Annotated in this window: 12 protein-coding genes and 2 pseudogenes; 7 read left to right on the forward strand and 7 right to left on the reverse strand. The window is 39.9% G+C overall.

Annotation, left to right across the window (positions count from 1 at the left end; all coding sequences use genetic code 11):
* Positions 1 to 52: 52 nt before the first annotated feature.
* From smc to ACRWQL_RS17470, 4 genes and pseudogenes are all read left to right on the forward strand, one after another.
* On the forward strand, positions 53 to 3,487 hold the full coding sequence (gene smc / locus ACRWQL_RS17455; RefSeq protein WP_434953415.1) for a chromosome segregation protein SMC: 3,435 nt from the start codon (positions 53 to 55) through the stop codon (positions 3,485 to 3,487).
* Between the two features lie 18 nt (positions 3,488 to 3,505).
* Positions 3,506 to 4,528, forward strand: a complete 1,023-nt coding sequence (gene zipA, locus ACRWQL_RS17460; protein ID WP_434951336.1) for a cell division protein ZipA — start codon at positions 3,506 to 3,508, stop codon at positions 4,526 to 4,528.
* 75 nt (positions 4,529 to 4,603) lie between these two features.
* A pseudogene (ligA, locus tag ACRWQL_RS17465) lies at positions 4,604 to 5,815 on the forward strand (NAD-dependent DNA ligase LigA); the annotation flags it as partial.
* 21 nt (positions 5,816 to 5,836) lie between these two features.
* Positions 5,837 to 7,773, forward strand: a pseudogene (locus ACRWQL_RS17470) (BRCT domain-containing protein).
* A 204-nt stretch (positions 7,774 to 7,977) separates the two neighbouring features.
* On the opposite strand, the gene ACRWQL_RS17475 reads toward ACRWQL_RS17470, so the two are convergent.
* Complete coding sequence (locus ACRWQL_RS17475; RefSeq protein ID WP_434951338.1) at positions 7,978 to 8,211, reverse strand: MbcA/ParS/Xre antitoxin family protein; 234 nt, start codon at positions 8,209 to 8,211, stop codon at positions 7,978 to 7,980.
* A gap of 74 nt (positions 8,212 to 8,285) precedes the next feature.
* On the reverse strand, positions 8,286 to 8,522 hold the full coding sequence (locus ACRWQL_RS17480; protein ID WP_123882985.1) for a helix-turn-helix domain-containing protein: 237 nt from the start codon (positions 8,520 to 8,522) through the stop codon (positions 8,286 to 8,288).
* A 101-nt stretch (positions 8,523 to 8,623) separates the two neighbouring features.
* Between ACRWQL_RS17480 and ACRWQL_RS17485 the strand changes: the two genes are divergently transcribed.
* A complete protein-coding gene (locus ACRWQL_RS17485; RefSeq protein ID WP_102037347.1) occupies positions 8,624 to 9,130 on the forward strand; it encodes a hypothetical protein in 507 nt (168 codons plus the stop codon).
* Positions 9,127 to 10,587 carry a DEAD/DEAH box helicase gene (locus ACRWQL_RS17490; protein ID WP_434951340.1) on the forward strand — a complete coding sequence of 487 codons (1,461 nt, stop codon included), beginning with the start codon at positions 9,127 to 9,129 and terminating at the stop codon, positions 10,585 to 10,587. The genes ACRWQL_RS17485 and ACRWQL_RS17490 overlap by 4 nt, the downstream gene beginning before the upstream one ends.
* Positions 10,588 to 10,952: 365 nt before the next feature.
* On the opposite strand, the gene ACRWQL_RS17495 is transcribed toward ACRWQL_RS17490, so the two are convergent.
* From ACRWQL_RS17495 to ACRWQL_RS17510, 4 genes are all read right to left on the reverse strand, one after another.
* The gene (locus ACRWQL_RS17495; RefSeq protein WP_434953416.1) at positions 10,953 to 11,486 is read right to left on the reverse strand and encodes an SAVED domain-containing protein; all 534 of its coding nucleotides are present in this window, start codon (positions 11,484 to 11,486) and stop codon (positions 10,953 to 10,955) included.
* A complete protein-coding gene (locus ACRWQL_RS17500) occupies positions 11,477 to 12,547 on the reverse strand; it encodes an HNH endonuclease (protein ID WP_434951342.1) in 1,071 nt (356 codons plus the stop codon). Before ACRWQL_RS17500 ends, ACRWQL_RS17495 begins: the two co-directional genes overlap by 10 nt.
* Before the next feature lie 125 nt (positions 12,548 to 12,672).
* Entirely contained in the window at positions 12,673 to 14,877 is a 2,205-nt protein-coding gene (locus ACRWQL_RS17505) for a ThiF family adenylyltransferase (RefSeq protein WP_434951344.1), read from the reverse strand.
* A 1-nt stretch (position 14,878) separates the two neighbouring features.
* Entirely contained in the window at positions 14,879 to 15,985 is a 1,107-nt protein-coding gene (locus ACRWQL_RS17510; RefSeq protein ID WP_434951346.1) for a nucleotidyltransferase domain-containing protein, read from the reverse strand.
* Between the two features lie 369 nt (positions 15,986 to 16,354).
* On the opposite strand from ACRWQL_RS17510, the gene ACRWQL_RS17515 reads away from it, so the two are divergent.
* Positions 16,355 to 16,630, forward strand: coding sequence for a transcriptional regulator (locus tag ACRWQL_RS17515; RefSeq protein WP_123884656.1), 276 nt, complete (start codon positions 16,355 to 16,357; stop codon positions 16,628 to 16,630).
* 412 nt (positions 16,631 to 17,042) lie between these two features.
* On the opposite strand, the gene ACRWQL_RS17520 is transcribed toward ACRWQL_RS17515, so the two are convergent.
* Positions 17,043 to 18,080 carry a DUF4382 domain-containing protein gene (locus ACRWQL_RS17520; protein ID WP_434951349.1) on the reverse strand — a complete coding sequence of 346 codons (1,038 nt, stop codon included), beginning with the start codon at positions 18,078 to 18,080 and terminating at the stop codon, positions 17,043 to 17,045.
* Positions 18,081 to 18,196 lie beyond the last annotated feature (116 nt).

Below are 18,196 nucleotides of genomic sequence, written 5' to 3' on the forward strand. Positions count from 1 at the left end.
TTGCTACAGTGAGCAGCCTAGAAGCAACGTTAACCAAACTATACCGGCATTAATGCGATTAAAACAAATAAAACTTGCTGGATTTAAGTCGTTTGTAGACCCAACAAAAATCCCCTTTGATCACCCCTTGACCGCCATTATAGGTCCAAACGGCTGCGGAAAATCTAACGTAATTGATGCTGTGCGTTGGGTGCTGGGCGAAAGTAGCGCTAAAAACCTACGCGGCGACTCGATGACAGACGTCATTTTCAATGGTTCCACCTCCAGAAAGCCTATTTCTGTAGCGGGTGTTGAACTGATATTTGAAAATATTCAAGGTCGACTAGCAGGGCAATATGCTAGCTATCAAGAAATTTCTGTTAAGCGGCAGGTTAACCGTGACAGTGAGTCATTTTACTTTTTAAATGGCCAAAAGTGTCGTCGCAAAGATATTACTGATTTATTTATGGGTACAGGTCTTGGGCCGCGCAGCTATGCCATTATTGAACAAGGCACCATTTCGCGCCTAATAGAGTCTAAGCCACAAGAGTTACGGGTATTTATTGAAGAAGCCGCGGGGATTTCTCGTTATAAAGAGCGCCGCCGTGAAACCGAAAACCGCATTCGCCATACCCGTGAAAATCTTGAACGGTTAAACGATATTCGTCAAGAGTTGGGCAATCAAATTGAACGCTTAGCCCAGCAAGCCCAAGAAGCAAAACAATATCGAGCGTTAAAGTCACAAGAACGTGAGCTGCATACAAATTTATTAGCCGGACGCTACCAAGATTTGTCGAAGCAGTCGGCAGAAATGCACAGCCAGTTAAATGAGCTTGAACGCCAACAAAGTGAATTTGCCGCGAGTCAGCAATCATCTGAAAATTTAGTGCTGCAATTACAACAACAAATTAACGGCTTAACAGATACTGAACAAAAACTGGTTGAACAATATTATCAAGCCGGCAATGAAGTTGCTAAGTTTGAGCAGCAATTGAAACATCAACAACTTCAAGATTCGCAGCGCGAACAAGAACTGTTAGTGATTCAGCAGCGTCTTGATGATGCCGTACTCAAGCAACAACAATATGAGTTAGCGTTAGCTGCAGGATTAAATAAACAGTCAGCGTTAATGCCTGAGTTTGAAGAAGCTAAAATTCAATTCGAGATGATAGATGAACAAGTTCATCAGGTTGATGAATCTAGCGATGATTTAAGGCATCAGTTTAATGATGCTGCAAATGCGTTAAACCAGGTTAAAACTGAGCTTGCCGTGTATCAATCACGAAATGAGCACCAGCAACAATTGCTTAATAAGCATGAGCAAACAATTCCTTTATTACAGCAAAAATTGCAACAGCTAGCCCGTGCCGATATCGAGCAAGATATTTTAGAGCAGCAAGCTAAATTAAGCAGTCTAAATGAGCAAGCACTGGCGGAGCAATCGGCTAAGCAACAACTTGATTTAAATTTAGTTGAGGCTGAACAAAATCTATTACAGGCACAAAATGGCTATCATCATATAAAAGATTCACTCGCCAGCACCAAGGCGCGGCTGCAATTAATTAATGAGTGGTTAGATAACCAAGTTGGCGACGTCGATGTTCAGCAGTTATGGCAAGTGATCAAGGTTACCCCTGGTTATGAAAAAGCCGTAGATGTATTGCTACAATCTATCAGTAAGGCCACAGTGCTGACTGCAGCGAATATGGCGACCGATACAAGTAATAATAACAATGGGTTTATGCTATTAGGCGATACTTTTTCACATATGGCTTTAACCAGCCCAGTTAATCTTGCACCTTGGTTAGAGCAGGTTGTGTTTGCTGAGACACTTGTAGAAGCAAAAGAAAAAATAGCCAGTTTATCAGCCTCATCGGTTGTGGTATCAAAAGAAGGTTATTTAGTTGGTCACGGTTTTGTACTCGCGCAGTCTAGTCATCAATCAGTGATCAGCTTAGTCACCGAGCAACAATGCTTAATTGAAAGCGTGGTAGAGCTTGAAGCTCAAAGTGCTACTGCATTACAGTTACAAACGACTCAAGTTACTCAGTTAGCCCAAGTAAATGCCCTATTAGGGCAATCTCAGCAAATGTTACAACAGCTGTTGGTGGCACAAACCCAAGCACAATCTAAGTATGAGGGATTAGTTGAACAACAACATAATCGTCAAATTACCCAGCAGCAATTGGTTCAAGAATTACACTTGGCCGAGGGGCTTCAGCAACAACAATTGATTGAAGCTGAAGCTTTATCAATGCAAGTTGAAACTTTAGAGACACAAACTCATCAGTGCCAATTGAGGCTAGAACAAGCACAGCAAAAGTTTGAGCATACCAACGTACAGTTACGCGACTTGAAAACCCAGCGTGCAGAGCTTGAAAGAAACAAGGCCAATATCAACCAGACCTTGCAACAAATTAATACCCAGGTGGCCGTCAGTCGTCAGCAGTTAACCCAGCAGGGTGAAAAAATAACTGATCTATCAGAGCGTTATGTAAATATTGAACAGCATAGTCAGGTAAAGCAAGCGTCACTTGAACAGGTTGAGCGGGATAATATTAAGCTACAGCTAGAGCAACAGCTTGATATTCAGCACCGCAATCAGATTAAGCTTAATGATAACCGTCAACAACAAGCTGATTTGCAACAAAGCCTAGATGCATCACTAATGATGCAAAAACAACAGCTTGTCACGCTACAAAGCTTGACTCAAAAAATAAGCGCGTTAAAGTTACGTCGTGAGGGTATAAAAGGCCAAGCGGATGTGCAATTGCAGGTTTTGCAGGAAGAGCATATTAACCTTCAAAACGCGTTAGCCAATATTGATGATGATTTTGATATAAAGGCATGTTCAAAAGCATTAGAAACAGTCCGTGACGAGATTAATGGCTTGGGTGCCATCAATCTCGCGGCTATTGAGGAATATGATACCCAAAGTGAACGTAAACAATATTTAGATAGTCAGGATAGTGATTTAAATCAAGGTCTGATGACATTGGAAGATGCGATTCGTAAAATTGATAAAGAAACGCGAACACGATTTAAAGCTACTTTTGACTCAGTAAACAATGGCTTAATGCAGTTGTTCCCTAAGGTTTTTGGTGGTGGAAAAGCATACCTTGCATTGACCGATGATGACTTACTCGAAACCGGTGTGACCATCATGGCGCAGCCTCCGGGTAAAAAGAATAGTACCATCCACTTACTTAGTGGTGGAGAAAAAGCGTTAACCGCTTTATCATTGGTATTTGCCATATTTAGATTAAACCCAGCACCCTTTTGTATGCTGGATGAAGTAGATGCACCTTTGGACGACGCTAACGTAGAACGATTTTGTCGTTTGCTACAAGAGATGTCGCAAAGTGTGCAATTTGTCTATATCAGCCACAATAAAATAACCATGGAAATGGCTGACCAACTCATTGGTGTCACTATGCATGAACCGGGTGTTTCACGTATAGTCGCGGTAGATATAGAAGCCGCTGTAGCGCTTGCTGACGCAATATAAATAGGAATTAAGTATACAATGGAAGATTTACAGCTAGTGTTGTTAGTTTTAGGTGCAATCGCAATTATTGCGGTTCTTGTGCACGGTTTTTGGTCGATTAGAAAACAGCAACCCAAGTCGATGAAAGAAAGCCCTATGGCAAGCTTCTATAAAGAACAAGCCGATCGACGCGATTCAAATGGTTTCGATAATGATGGTATTGGCCCTATAAGGGTGCGTAAATCAACTGAAGTTGAACCTCCTGTGCTTAAATCTGCCTTTAATAAAACCAGCACTATATTTAAAACCGCGCAGGACAAAGATAAACCTGTCGAGATGGGGTTATATAAAGCGGCTGAGAAAGCACAACAACAAACATTAATCAGCCAGCAGTCATCAACTGATAAAAAGCAAGCGCCATTAAATGCGGCTAATGAAGATGTTGAAAGTCGCGATGTTAAAAATAGAAATCTTGAAGAAATAAAGCTGCCGACTTATGCAGAATCTAAAGAACAGTTGTTACAAACTAAACCAGATAAACAACAAGTGTCATTTTCTGAACAGCAAAATATACAAGATAGTCAACCAGTGCAGTCAGCGGTTGCAAAAGTGGCTACTGATGTTGCCGTCTCGAAACCAGAGCAGCCACTAGGCGATCCAACAGATGTATTAGTATTGCATGTTGTGTCTAAAGCTGGTGAATTATTGCAAGGTGCTGAGTTATTGCCCGCATTGTTGTCGTTAAATTTCAAGTTTGGTGATATGGAAATTTTTCACCGTCATATTGATAATGCCGGAACAGGCAAGGTGCTGTTTTCGTTAGCTAACATGGTAAAACCCGGGGTGTTTGATCCTGATAATATGGAACAATTTGTTACCGAAGGTGTGGTGTTGTTTATGACATTACCTTGCTATGGCGACCCTAAAATGAACTTCACCATTATGCTTAATTCCGCCATGCAATTGGCCGAAGACTTAGACGCTGAACTGTTAGATGGTAAGCGTCAGCCTTGGAATGATGCTGCCAAAGAAGATTATAAGCGCCGGATCGCAACCGCTTAATATCGAATATTTTTTGTTTATTAGTATTATAAGGCCGCTAATGCGGCCTTATTTATTGTATTACGGATTAATATCATGCAAGAAATTCAAACTGAAATCGCTCAATTATCTCAAGCCTTAAATCAACATAATATCAATTACTATGTAGATGACGCACCTACTATTCCTGATGCTGAATACGACCGCTTAATGCAGCGTTTAATTCAACTTGAGCGAGACTTCCCACAGTTTAAATCTTCTGAATCACCCAGCCAGCGAGTGGGTGGTTTAGCGTTAGCAAAGTTTGATCAGATCACCCATTTAAAACCTATGCTAAGTTTAGATAATGCGTTTGAACAAGCCGACTTTGAAGCATTTAACAAGCGTATTACAGATAAGGTCGGGCAGCTAGAGTATGTGTGTGAGCCCAAATTAGATGGTTTAGCGGTATCAATTACCTATCGTTATGGCGTACTTGAACGCGCAGCAACCCGCGGTGATGGCGCTGTTGGTGAAGATATTACTGACAACGTGCGCACCATTAAGTCAATCCCATTAAAACTGCGGGGTGAAGGTTACCCTGAATTAGTTGAGGTGCGCGGTGAAGTGTTTATGCCCAAAGCCGCCTTTGATGCTTTAAATCAACGTCAAATGGCGAAAGATGAAAAAGTTTTTGTTAATCCCCGCAATGCCGCCGCCGGCAGTTTACGCCAGCTTGATAGTAAAATTACTGCTTCACGGGCGCTTGGGTTTTATGCTTACGCTTTGGGTGTGGTTGAGGGTGAATCACTGCCTATGGCACAAAGCCATTTTGGTCAGTTAATGCAACTTAAAGTTTGGGGCTTGCCTGTTAGTGCTGAAGTAAAAGTGTGTGATGATTTAGATAAAGTTTATGCCTATTACCAGGATATTTTAACCCGCAGAAGCGCACTTGCCTATGAAATCGATGGGGTGGTGATTAAAGTTAATGCTATTCAGCAACAGCTTGGTTTAGGTTTTGTGGCTAAAGCGCCACGTTGGGCAATCGCCTATAAATTTCCTGCTCAGGAAGAAATGACAGTATTAGAGGCAGTTGATTTTCAGGTGGGCCGTACTGGTGCAATTACTCCTGTTGCTCGATTACAGCCTGTTTTTGTTGGTGGTGTTACCGTGTCTAATGCCACATTACATAATGCCGATGAAATCGCCCGTCTTGGGGTGAAAATTGGCGATACTGTGATTATTAGACGTGCCGGAGACGTAAGTGTCACTCCCACACATATCCTGAATTATTTATCAAATAGAGAAATGACACATAGCTCTATAGTGGCTCATTAAGTAGAGGTTGGAATGTCAGAAATTAATTTTACAAATGAGCAAGTAGACGTTCTTAAAAAACTAGATAAAGAAATTAACTCAAATGAGTTGATTAGTCTTTTTAGTAAATCTAACTTAGATTCAGATGAATTAGTACAAGTCTTAAAAGCATCAAACGCTCTTTATAGAGCAGGTTCTCAAGTCATAACAGATGAACAATATGATTTATATATTTCTATGCTAAGAAGTATAAATCACCTTCACCCATACCTTAATCAAGTTGAACCTGAAGTTCTGGCAGAAGCCAAAACAGTAGAATTACCAAAAAGGATGCTTTCAACAGAAAAAGCTTATTCAAAAGAAGAAATAGAAAAGTGGTTGAAAAGGATCTTGAAAGCAGCTCAAGAAATTAATGTTTCAGAAAAAGATATTGAGTTAAGAGTAACACCGAAACTTGACGGTTACGCAGCCTTTGATGATGGTGAGAAGCTATATACAAGAGGCGATGGTTATAGAGGCCAAGATATCACAAGGGCATTTGATAGAGGGCTGAAAGTTGCTGAAAATGGCATTCGGGGTTTAGGCCCTGGCGAAATAGTTATTAAGAAGAGTTATTTTGATAGCGAATTGAGTGATATTTTTGAAAACTCAAGAAATATACAAGCAGCTATAATCGCAGAAAAAAAGTAGATGAAAACGTTCAGAAAGCAGTAAAAGATGGTGCATGCGTTTTTTATCCATTTGCTTTAATCAAAAACAAAACAGCTCACTTTTCTGAAATCATTGAAAATTTTGATTCAATAGTTGAAGAAATGTGGAAAGCTGTAGATTTTGATATCGATGGTGTCATTCTTGAAACAACTCATGAAGCTTTAAAAGAGTATATGGGCGCAACAAGAAAGAGCCATAGATGGCAAATTGCTTTTAAAGTTAATGAAGATTCTGCTGAGGTAAAAGTGATAAGCGTAACGCCTCAAACTTCAAGAACCGGTCGTATATCTCCTGTTGCTGAGTTAGTTCCTACAAAATTAAGTGGTGCAACAATTAGCAGGGTGACCGTTCATCATTATAATATGGTTAAAACCAAAAAAATTGGCTCAGGCGCTATAGTTCAAATAGTCAGAAGTGGTCTTGTAATCCCAAAAATTGAAAAAGTTATTGAGGAGTCTGAGGTTCAACTCCCAGATAATTGCCCTAGTTGCGGCTCGAAGCTGTTATGGGAGTCAGATCATTTAATTTGTCCAAATAAAAGTGATTGCCCCGCCCAAACCGAAAATACTTTAATTCACTTTTTCAAAACGTTAGGCAATAATGATGGTTTTGGGCCTAAAGTTATAGAAAAAATTACTAACTTTGGAATTAAACACATACATGAAATTTATCAAATCCCTAAGCATAAATTTTTAGCGTTCGGCTTTGGTGATAAAACGTCACAAAACTTAGTAGATCAACTGAAAGCCAGTCGAGAGATTGAAATAGAAGATTGGCGCTTTCTCTCAGCTTTTGGGGTAAGTCGATTAGGCGGCGGGAACTGTGAGAAATTGCTTCAGCATCATTCTATAGTTGAGCTTTTCGAAGTATCAGTCGAGAATATGGTTAAAATAGATGGATTTGCACAACTAAGCGCTGAAGCTATCGTCGAAGGCCTAGCAAACGTTAAAGAAGAGTTTTTCAAGGTTTATAACCTTGGCTTTAACTTAAGTGTTAGACCTAAGGAGTCCGATAGAGAAAGTTTAAATTCTCCTATCGCTGGAACAGTTGTGGTCTTTACTGGCTCTATGCAGCAAGGTTCTCGTGGTGACATGGAAAAACATGCAAAATCACTTGGAGCCAAAGTAGCTAAGTCGGTAACAGGCAATACTACCTATTTGGTAACTGGTGAAAAGGTTAGTGAAACAAAGATTAATGCCGCAAAAGACAAGGGCGTAAAAGTGTTAACAGAGCAAGAATATCTTAGTTTAATTGGATAGCACATATTAGTGTATATGCGAATGAACTTGGTGGGGCCTGAACAAGTTTTAACTAGATTTGTCAGATTTGAGTAACAGGACTTTATCAAATCTGACAATCATATATGTGCTAGGAGCGGACATTTAACTTCAGGTTGATCAAATAATGAATGCAATATCCCTTGATATTTTGCATTACTTTTTATAAAGAGACATTCGATTATTTTATGCAAAACCACCGCTTTCGATTTGTATCAGGTAAGTCAGAATATGCTCAGATAAACCTTTTTCACATGCTTCTATAGCCGTCATGTGCCCAAAAGCAGGAATCGGTTCGTTTAACCAGCTCAATGCCTCTTCAGAACTACTCCAGGATATCAAAAGTGAAGAGACATATATGACTTCTTCTTTTGAATAATAAAGACTCAGCAGTCTTTGAAGCTCTAACCCATCGCACATTCGATTTCATCCTCGTAGCGAAGTCATATGACCTACATCATGAAGATGAAGCAATATCGCTGACACCTTCCGCTCTAACTTACTTCCACCTTGTAACTGCACTTAGGTGGCATAATTTCATCAAATTCGCAATCGAGTGCGATTGCCAGTTTATATAGCGTTTCTAATTTGACATTGACAAGCCCACGTTCCATTTTCCCGTAATTTCCTCTTTCAATACCAGCCAATGTAGCAAAGTCTTCTTGAGAATAACCTGCATTTTTACGTTTTAATCTTAGCATTTTGCCAAAATCAGTCACTAAATCATTCACCCTATTTTCCCTTCAGGTAAATTGTTTAGATTTTCATGTTGAGGTGTAAAGCACCACGCCCTATAATACCCATTATTGAGTTTATTTTAGGTCATGTCGCAATGTTAGATCCCGTTGTCGCTCAAGTTATTGAAGCTGGAAATTTTGACAATTTCACTACGAGTGATGTTAGGTCTGCATTTCTAGCATTAAAAAAAGATCCCAAACTTGATCCAAGCAACGTGAGGCGAATGATCTATTCCGAGCTCTTAAAGCTTGTTAGAAAAGGGTGGTTGAAGAAGAGTATCTCTAAAGTTAAAGGCCAAACTCGCTTTAGTAAAACCAATCTTTTCGATGCTAATAATCTTCAAGTAAAAACCATAAGTTTCGAGTCAATAGCGGCGACTAAAACAGATGGTCATCATCAAAAATTATTAGAGAAGTTGGTTTGCTATAAAGCCGAGTTACTGCAAAGCATCGGAGAGTCAGAGGCCTATAAAGATATTTACTTAGATATGCCTGAACTAGTTGACGAGATCCAACCCAAATATCATATGGCAAGAGATAACAACACGAAGCTGCTAGGCAAGATTAAAGCTATTGAAGACATTATTAGGCAGAGAACATGAACCTTAGACCTTGGCAAGAGCACTGTATTAACCAAGCATTGAGCAACTATTCTAATGGATACAATCATTTTTTAACGCTTGCTACACCAGGTGCAGGGAAGACTCTAATGGCTTCAGCGTTAGCGAGTTACCTTTTAAAAAATAAGCTCATAGATTTAATCATATGCTTTTCTCCTTCATCAATTGTTGCTCAAGATTTCGCTGAAAGCTTAGAAACACAAACAGGAGAACGATTTGATGGTCTTATGGGAGCAAAAGGTCGGTCGTTAACATACCAGAGTCTTCAGTTTCTTGATGGCCAATTTTGGCAGCTATTCGAATCAAACCGCATATTCGTTATTTTCGATGAAATTCATCACTGTGCTGGCTCAAACCTTGGAAATGCTAATTCCTGGGGTGAGCAGATTTTGCTCAATATCCATGATAAAGCTAAATTTACTTTAGCTCTAACAGGCACTCCTTGGCGCTCTGACACCGCACCTATTGTTCTTTCAAAATATATTCAATCTGACAGCCAAATCGCATGTGATTATGTCTATGGTCTAGCTGAGGCTGTTCGTGACAAAGTTTGTCGAGTGCCTCAAATTGTTGCTGTAGATAATGTTAAAATTTCGGTTGTCGATACTAATACCACACAGGTATTTACTAGCTTTAGCGATTTATTGTCAAACTCAAATGTTTCGTATCAACAGATCATTGAAAATGAGGCAGTGCTCAAGTTTATAATCACTGCATCACATAAAAAACTATCGAAGATTAGGCTTGTAAATCCAGATGGTGCAGGGCTAATCGTTGCATCGTCTGTTAGCCATGCAAACATGATATCTTCTTTGATGAAATCTTGGTTTAAAGAAAATGCTGTTGTCGTTACGTACAAAGAAAGTAATTCTAGCACCATCATTCAACGTTTTAGGCACTCCCAAACGAGGTGGATTATTTCAGTTGGAATGATAAGCGAAGGGACTAATATTCCACGTCTACAGATTTGTTGCCACCTGACCAACATTAAAACCGAAATGCATTTCAGACAAATATTGGGCCGAATTCTAAGGCTGACGGAATCGGCAAATCAGCAAGCGATATTATATATGCCCGCAGAACCCAAATTATTGGAATATGCATACAGGGTGAAAGAGGATATTCCGTTCGAAGCCGATGTCGTCAAATTTGAAAACATGAAAGAGAACGAAGAATATGATAAAAATTTGAATGATTTACCCATTTCTTTTGACACGCCGGTTACACAAGCATCAAATAAAGGGCTAGACCTTGAGCTTTCAAGCTTAGAAAAGGATACATCTGCTAGTAGTTCCAGTTATGAACATGACACTAAAACCAAAAACTCTGCATCCGAGATAAAAGAGCATGATCTATCATCCTCATATAAAAACCTTATTAATAACTTTGGTCGGTTTAAGCAAGAGACAATAGCTTTGGGACTTTTAGATTTTAATTAACTCAATAAGATTGTTATTTCTATATGATTACGTAACACAATCAAGTTATGGTTTTGAACACGTTAGTTAGAGAATTTTTTTTCCACACAAATTTTGGCATTAAAACTCATTATATGAGAGCGTTACATATAACGCTTAAACGTCATTACTGTGCATTTATATTATTTTTGAATTTTTTGCGGAGCAACGGTTAGGGTTAACACATTTCTGCCCCATTATCATTTAGAGCATATGCTCAGCTGCATTCTGCCTAGCTAGGTTAAGCCTTACCTCACTAATGTTAATTGCCATATTTAGAGACAACTTTATTCACATCTATAATCAGCCCAAAACTTAGATGTGACTACTCCCATGTACAACATTTACTATTGAGCAGTTGATACTTGGCATTTATGGTTCTCATTCTTCAATTGCAGTCTTGGTACCATCGTACTGCTATCAAAATCATAAATGATAACTTCTGGATGATGATTGTCATAAGCCTGACCAATGAAAACAGCGGCTGCGTTTGATACGCAAGTAAATAAGTGTACTGTTTGAACACAACACTCTGATTTTAGTTTGTGAAAAATAGACTGGAGTTCGACAGTCAAAGCTTTTCCATCTTCAGGGTGTGAAATTGCACCGTTACCCATATATGCTTTTTTGGCTCTTATAGTAATGACCTGAGCATTTTTTTTAGCACCGATAGCTTTTGAAGCTTCAATGAGACTTTTGGGCTCGGCAGTTAAGGCGATGTTTATGATGACATGAGCATTTTCTTTTAAATCGTCTAGGCCTTCAATATCATAAAAACTCCCTACGGCAACATCATTAGGCCAAGACCAATTCCCACTTTCCCTAAAACGTAGCATAGGAGTAACATCATTTTTATTACCAAGCTTAGCTCCTAACCCAATAAGTGCAGATGTTGGACCGAAGCCAAATAAAGCAGCATTGAAATCAAACCCTTTGTTTGTTGAATGATCTTGTCCGCTGCACTTTGAATTACATTAGGCATCAATTGCCAAAGTACATCTGGAGAGTTAATTAGTAAGTCTTCGTTGTCGCTCAAAATGTTTATCTGTTCGTGCATTCTGCGTTTAATTCTGGATAAGCTACCGGCTATCTGAAGATAGGATGGTGATGAAATCGTTTGGGAGTTTACTGGCCACAGCACTGCGTAAACAGGAATTGGCTGGTATTTAAGGCCATCAAGTAAGCTATTAGCAACAATACTAAATTCTTTTTTCATTACAGATAGCATTGGCGCGGTATAGTCACTCGCTGCTACTTTATCTATAAGTCGGTGATGTTTGTCACAAAGAAGTAAAATATTGTTAGGATCGTTTGAAAGTTTATTGGATAGTTCTGTAATTCCTCTGGCACCTTGTTCAGAAGACGCTACGTTATGGGCTAAATAAGCATAGTTACCAGTCGTACCGGAAACTGAATCGTAGTCTATTTTTTCACCACACCCGGTGAACATACAACGACCATAGCTTTCTCTCCAAACAATATTTTTAGTAGCTTCAGTAAAGTCTTTCCCTCTGCCTTTTATTTTCCGTTCATCTTCGAACCGTGAGAATAAATTTCCAAGTTCATTAATTTGAAACTCTGCTCCTTGCTTGGCGGCTTGAACCCATATTCTACTTATTGTGCAAAGCGTCAACAGATCATCACTATTTATTTGATAACCTTGAATATTTCTGTAAGTAACATGTTCTTTGCTATCAGGTAGTAACACCATCAAACTCTTTACGCTTTCATGAGGCTCCAAACACAATCTTAATGTAGCAATTACTTCTCCATTAAAGCTGAGTAAAATGATGGTATTTTTATCATCGTTATCAGTAAGAATTCCCACATCATCCCAATTTACTAGCTTTTTTAGGTTTGTGATAAAATGATTAAAATTATCCAGCGAATCAATTGGAGAGCTAGATGCCTGATTACAAAACTGATCGACTTTATTACCCATTCACTTTCCTTGATATTTTTCTAATTAATTATTATTGATGGTTAACATCACATCCACTGTCAAAGTTGATGTTCATCATACGATATAGAACAGTAATTTAATGCGTTTCCACATAGTTAACTGTGCTATTTAGGAACGATCGATAGTTCGATGACATTCCCTTTTTCTAAGGTGTAGACTGACGTTGTCTTAATGCCTACTACAATAAAAAATAGTGGACGATCGTGGTTGTCCTCTTCATGAGTTCGCCAGTCAGTTTTATCAGGGTTTGAAGGGTGCGGTATATTTTCGGGGTGAGTGTGCCAGGTTCCTACATAGCCCAGTAACTGATCTGATATGGTATAGGCTTTTTCAATTTCAGCCTGATGAGAATGTGACTCCAACTTGAATGTAGTCCGGGTTCTGTGGTCCGATGCTTTTGGAGTAGTAAAGGTATCTATCAAAACTTCATCTTTCTGGTTGTAGTACCCGATTAGAAGTCCAGCTGACTCCACAGATTCTGGTTCTTGCTGTCGGTAGGTACACAATTTTTGGTGAAGAGTCTGAGGCAGATAAAGGCGCTTTCCACATTTGCTTTGATAAGTGATGAACTCCTTTGGCTGGCATACATCGCACAAAGGATGCCGTAAAGGATGCTTCTTTAGAGAGGATGTGAAAATTTGATATCTTGGAGTCAGATTAAGTCCTTCGTGCTTTGCATCTACGCTATCGCCTTTCCAGCTAACTTTCGTTGACTCAGTCAACTTCCCTTCCAGATATCCGACAGCCAGATCTACTGCGATAAGCGCTGTTTGTGTGGAGCTGATTGCGCCATACGGTATAAACATCTCACCACAGCCAGCGTAGTTTTTAACTACATTCTGGTTGGGTTCTATGAAATTGAGGTTGGATGCTAGGCCGCGAATTCCAGTATTCGGCTCAACATACGCACATCGCAAACACCCCGGTTGACCCGGAATATCTAGAACTGCATGTCCTCCGATTCCGTAGCCTTCAAGCCAATTATAAATTACAGGGACTTTAACACCTGACTTCACGAGATAATCGTGGAATAGGCGTTCATGAGTTGGTGCGCCTATGGCTATGACGACGAGATCATAAGCACTTAAAATATCGCTTTTTCTGTAATCGAGTAAAGAATTGTAGTAACTATTAACTTTCAGCCATGGAAACTTTTCTTGCAACTGAAAGGCTACAGCAAGAGCCTTCGGCCAGTCTGTCATGTTACCGTTGAGGGTATGTCGATACAAGTTGGACGTACTAAATTTGTCCGGATCAACAATATCTATACGGCCAATTCCTGCTGATCCCAGCTTATGTGCTATTTCACTTCCTACCGAACCACAGCCAATCAGCAATACTTTCTTGTTTTCAAGAGATGGGTTGGCACCACTACGTGGCAACATTAGCTCTTTGTTGAAGACCTCAACGAAGATCGGCTCGATCTTCCATGACCTAATTTTTTCAAAGGTAAGGGGAAATGCCCGCTTCTTATCCAAACTGAGCTTTACCCCAACCCAAGTTTTGCCTGATGGTGTTGCCATGTTCAACACTAGCCAGAACTCTTTGGCTCTGATAGGAAACAATTCCTTGTCTACCCTGATTTTTATTTCATGAGGGAGCCTTTGGAGGGCGTCAAGTAGCCATGTCTTCAATCCGTCAGCATTGTGAGGAATTACTGGGTCTATGGATTGCAGCGGAAGAATACAGCCAGTGGCATCTTTTTGCTGCTGCCGTGAACCTATCTTGAAAAAGCACGCCACATTTTGATCATTCCCTTCAATTGGCATGGCAGTGAAAGATGCGGGAATGCTCATAACGCTATCTGGTGAAATAGGTTTGTAAATATCCAGTTGAGTAAAATTGGCTGCGCATGACGTGCAGTAAAGTTTCTTTGGCGATTTACTCATCATGCTCTTAGTGTTCGAGTACCAATTTGTGCTGAATTCCCTAAGCAACTCACTCTGGTTAAATTCGGAGTCTGTAATGAGTGAGCGTAGCAATTCAACATGCCGCCTTATGGATTCCTCAAAGGCCAGTTCCGGCCTTTCAAAGTTGACTGATACTGAGTCCAAGTTATTCACACAAATTGAACCAAGTCCTCCAAAATTTTGAGTTATCAGAACGTGTGCCAAGACCCCGAAAGATGCAGGGTCCTTAAGAAAAAAGTGCGGTAACTGCTGTAATTCATTAACACAGAAATGCACCAAACTGACAAGGAGGCCATCAATTTCTACGCTGACTGAAAGAGTATCTAGATCCAAGTAGCTAGAGGGCTCAACTTCGTAATCACTATCGAGGAAATATTCTAGAACCGATGCGTAGTCCACATTATGCTCCTTGTGACGTACCGGAAGCTCCTGCCGTGCTGAGGGAGGCGACTCCCGCTGACATGAATGATGAAGCAACTTTGGATGATGATTGCTTTTCTTGCTTGGGTACCTCGAAATCGTCACCAAAAAGCTTATTCAATATTTCACACGGTTTTACTTCGTCCGTCTCGTCCAATGCTTTTTGAAGTTCCTCCTGAAGCTTGAGTAGCTTGTTTCGCAATTGGGTACCAACATTTAAGTCACTACCATCGGCTTGTCCACCTTCCACTTTGTGTTGGAAAATATCTCGATTAGGCTTTTTGGGTAACCTGACATAAACGCGGTAATCGTTTGTTCCCCATGGAGATGAAATGTAGTCAGCATCGAGAATTGCATCAACCGCGCTTTTTAACGCTTGAAGATCGTCATCCACCTCGGCTGACAGTGGGTTAGGGCGATATTGCTCTTTTAGCATGACGGTTAGGCCAATGGAGAAGATCTTCTTTCTTACCCCTTCGGAATTAAAGTTAACATCTCTCCAGCGTTTTATGTATCTGATCAAACGTTTAAGCTGCTTGCGTTTTACAGTAGCCCCAAAAACAAAGTCATCAACACTATCGATCCACTCAATAAGTCCTTTTTGATCAGACTCTGACCATTCCTTATGATCATCACATGAACCATTTTTACCTACAGCTAAGTAGTAGTTATCATCACCAAAGAAGGAGGTCTCTTTTTTGTATACTGTATAGTCGATATGCAGGTTGATCGATGTGTAATCAGCTGTGACGCAGGGATTTTTAATTCTCGAATTCTTGAAGTTACGCTTATCTAGAACTTCTTTGATTACTTTCTTCGGAGCAACTGGATCTTCAGGTGCTTTCTGTGCATCAATGACGATTCCGCGATCTATGTCAAAATCACCATCCAGACTGTTGATGGCAGTGTTTACCGCAAATGACCCTTGCATGAATGAGTCGATTACAGGATAGCCAGCTTCTTTGAAAGCGGTTTTGATGTCCTCGAAAATGCTATTATCCTTTTCCTTTGCCTTCTTATATCCTTCTGAGTAGCTGGTTAGGTAGATTTTCTTATTGAATTTGTCGAAATGGCTTTGAATAGTCATTGATCACTGGTCCCTTGATGATGTAATGAATCAAAGACAATATGGAGATATATACATCAAAACTCAAGTAATTGAATAAAAAAAAGGGCAGTTTGTAAAATAATGAAAAGTAGAACCAAACTGACAAAAAGCCATAGAAATTGGATGATCTTCAGCATTAATACCGTACACGCAGTCAACTGACTTTAACATATCTGTAATAATTCATAGATTGTTTATTTAGCGAAATTACTGACACATTTCTGTCCAGAAATGAGCCTAGGGGGGATTATTTATGCCCCAAAGTGTGTCAGGATAGATTAGACCCAATTTTAGTCATACTACAGAGTGGCTACTGTAACGGTGATGATTGAAAGATAAGAATTGATAATGAAGAATACTAAACTCAATATATTGCTCTCAAAATGTGACTCAACGGCACCAATAGCTGATGATTTAGCTGCATGGCTTGATTCTCCTTCTGGCGGAAATGAGATTATTACTTATTGCGAAGAGATGCCTCTGAGTTCTGATGATGAGTATCGTGCAGCTTTAAAGAAAATTGAAGGATTGTTTGATGCAATACCTAATACTGCTGAAGGTTCTGAGCTTGAAAAATGGATTTCATTAGTTGAATCATATGAAAATGAACACTTCCCAATGTAACTCACAGTTGTCCAGAAATGAGCCTAGACACATAAATTATTTACGCTCTATTACGTTTAGATTTTGATAATGAATGTGATGGCACATACTTCCTTCAACTGACTATGAATTTAATACTAGGTTTTATTTACGCTATTGAAGAAGTCAGTATTGGTCCGGAAAGTAAGATATATAAGAGAAGACTAAGAGCTATTTCCCAGTAAGAAAAGTAACAAAATCATAAAGACTCTTTAGTTGTGGCTGATGATTGACCTCTTTTGGTTTTTGTCACGTTATATGCAAGGCTGCCAATTAACCATAATGGATCAGGGTATCTGCTCATATTTTGATTTAATGATAATCATCATTAACATGGCTTACTATCTTTTTGGTCGTAGAGGCTCCCAAGTAAATGGGAGCCTGACTCATTTAGCTAGCCGCCATGGTGTCCGTGATGACCACCATTGCCGTTACCGCACTCATGTACTGTCTGCTGGCCTCCCTGTGTTCCTGCTTCTATAGTGATTGAACCAGAATCTTTAAACATAACAAATTGGCCACTAGTCATATCATCGGTGACGGGGTCATCTAAATGACCTAAGCAGCTGTAGCCGACCCGATAGTTTCCAACTGGCAAATAACCCATGGCAAAGTGCCAGTTGCCGTCAATATCCTGCATCATAGGACTTACCGCAGTCGGTAGAGTTACCGCCTCAGGAGGATTGGTTCTCATATCTGTCATTTGATCAATATTAGTTACCTCTTCAGGATACAGATAGGCCATGTGACTAAATTGTCCCCCGATCGGAGTCCGGTCTGAATAAGTTGTCTCGCAATCGGCAATCCATTGAGGATCTACTTCACCCAGCAAGTGGCCCATATAGCGATTATCAACGGACCACATCGCTTGATGACCTAAATGGTATTCACCTTGTTGATATGACAGGCCACGATACAAGTCAATTTCCATAGTGATGGAAATATGCTGGCCAGCTACTATTTCAAAATCTGAAACTGGAAGTTGTCCATCGGCTACATACAAACCGTGTCGACCCTGGCCATCTTCAACATAGCAGCCGTCATTGCCATCGCCCTGTTGGATGGTGACATAGGCATCATGGTACTGACCCAGAGGTAAGTCTATATTATCGACTACAAGATGGCTGTCCATCCCCTGAAAGTCGAGTAGATTAAACGTCATATCCTGTAAATCATGTCTATGGATTACGCCCTCAGCATCAGTCATGACCAGTTCCCCCATGACCATACCAACATGAGAAACTCCAACCATAGGTGAATCAGAAATAGCTAAAGAGAATTGCCCCTGAGGTAATACTTGTTCTGCTACCGTCACAGTAGTATTTGAATCACTCCCGCATGCGCTAAGTAAAAAAATCGAGGATAACAACATTGTTCTACAAATCGTCATAAAGCCGCCCTGAGTATATGAAATTAATCTAATAATACCCATTAAGAGGTATTCCTGGTGGTTTGTTGGAGATAAATGTGACTCAGAACAATGTATAAAATTAAGCCAGTGCTGTTAATGAATGAAAAACGTAATATTTTCATTCAACTACAAATTGT

The sequence above is a fragment of the Shewanella sp. HL-SH4 genome, from assembly GCF_051164845.1.
GTDB classification, from domain to species: domain Bacteria; phylum Pseudomonadota; class Gammaproteobacteria; order Enterobacterales; family Shewanellaceae; genus Shewanella; species Shewanella glacialimarina.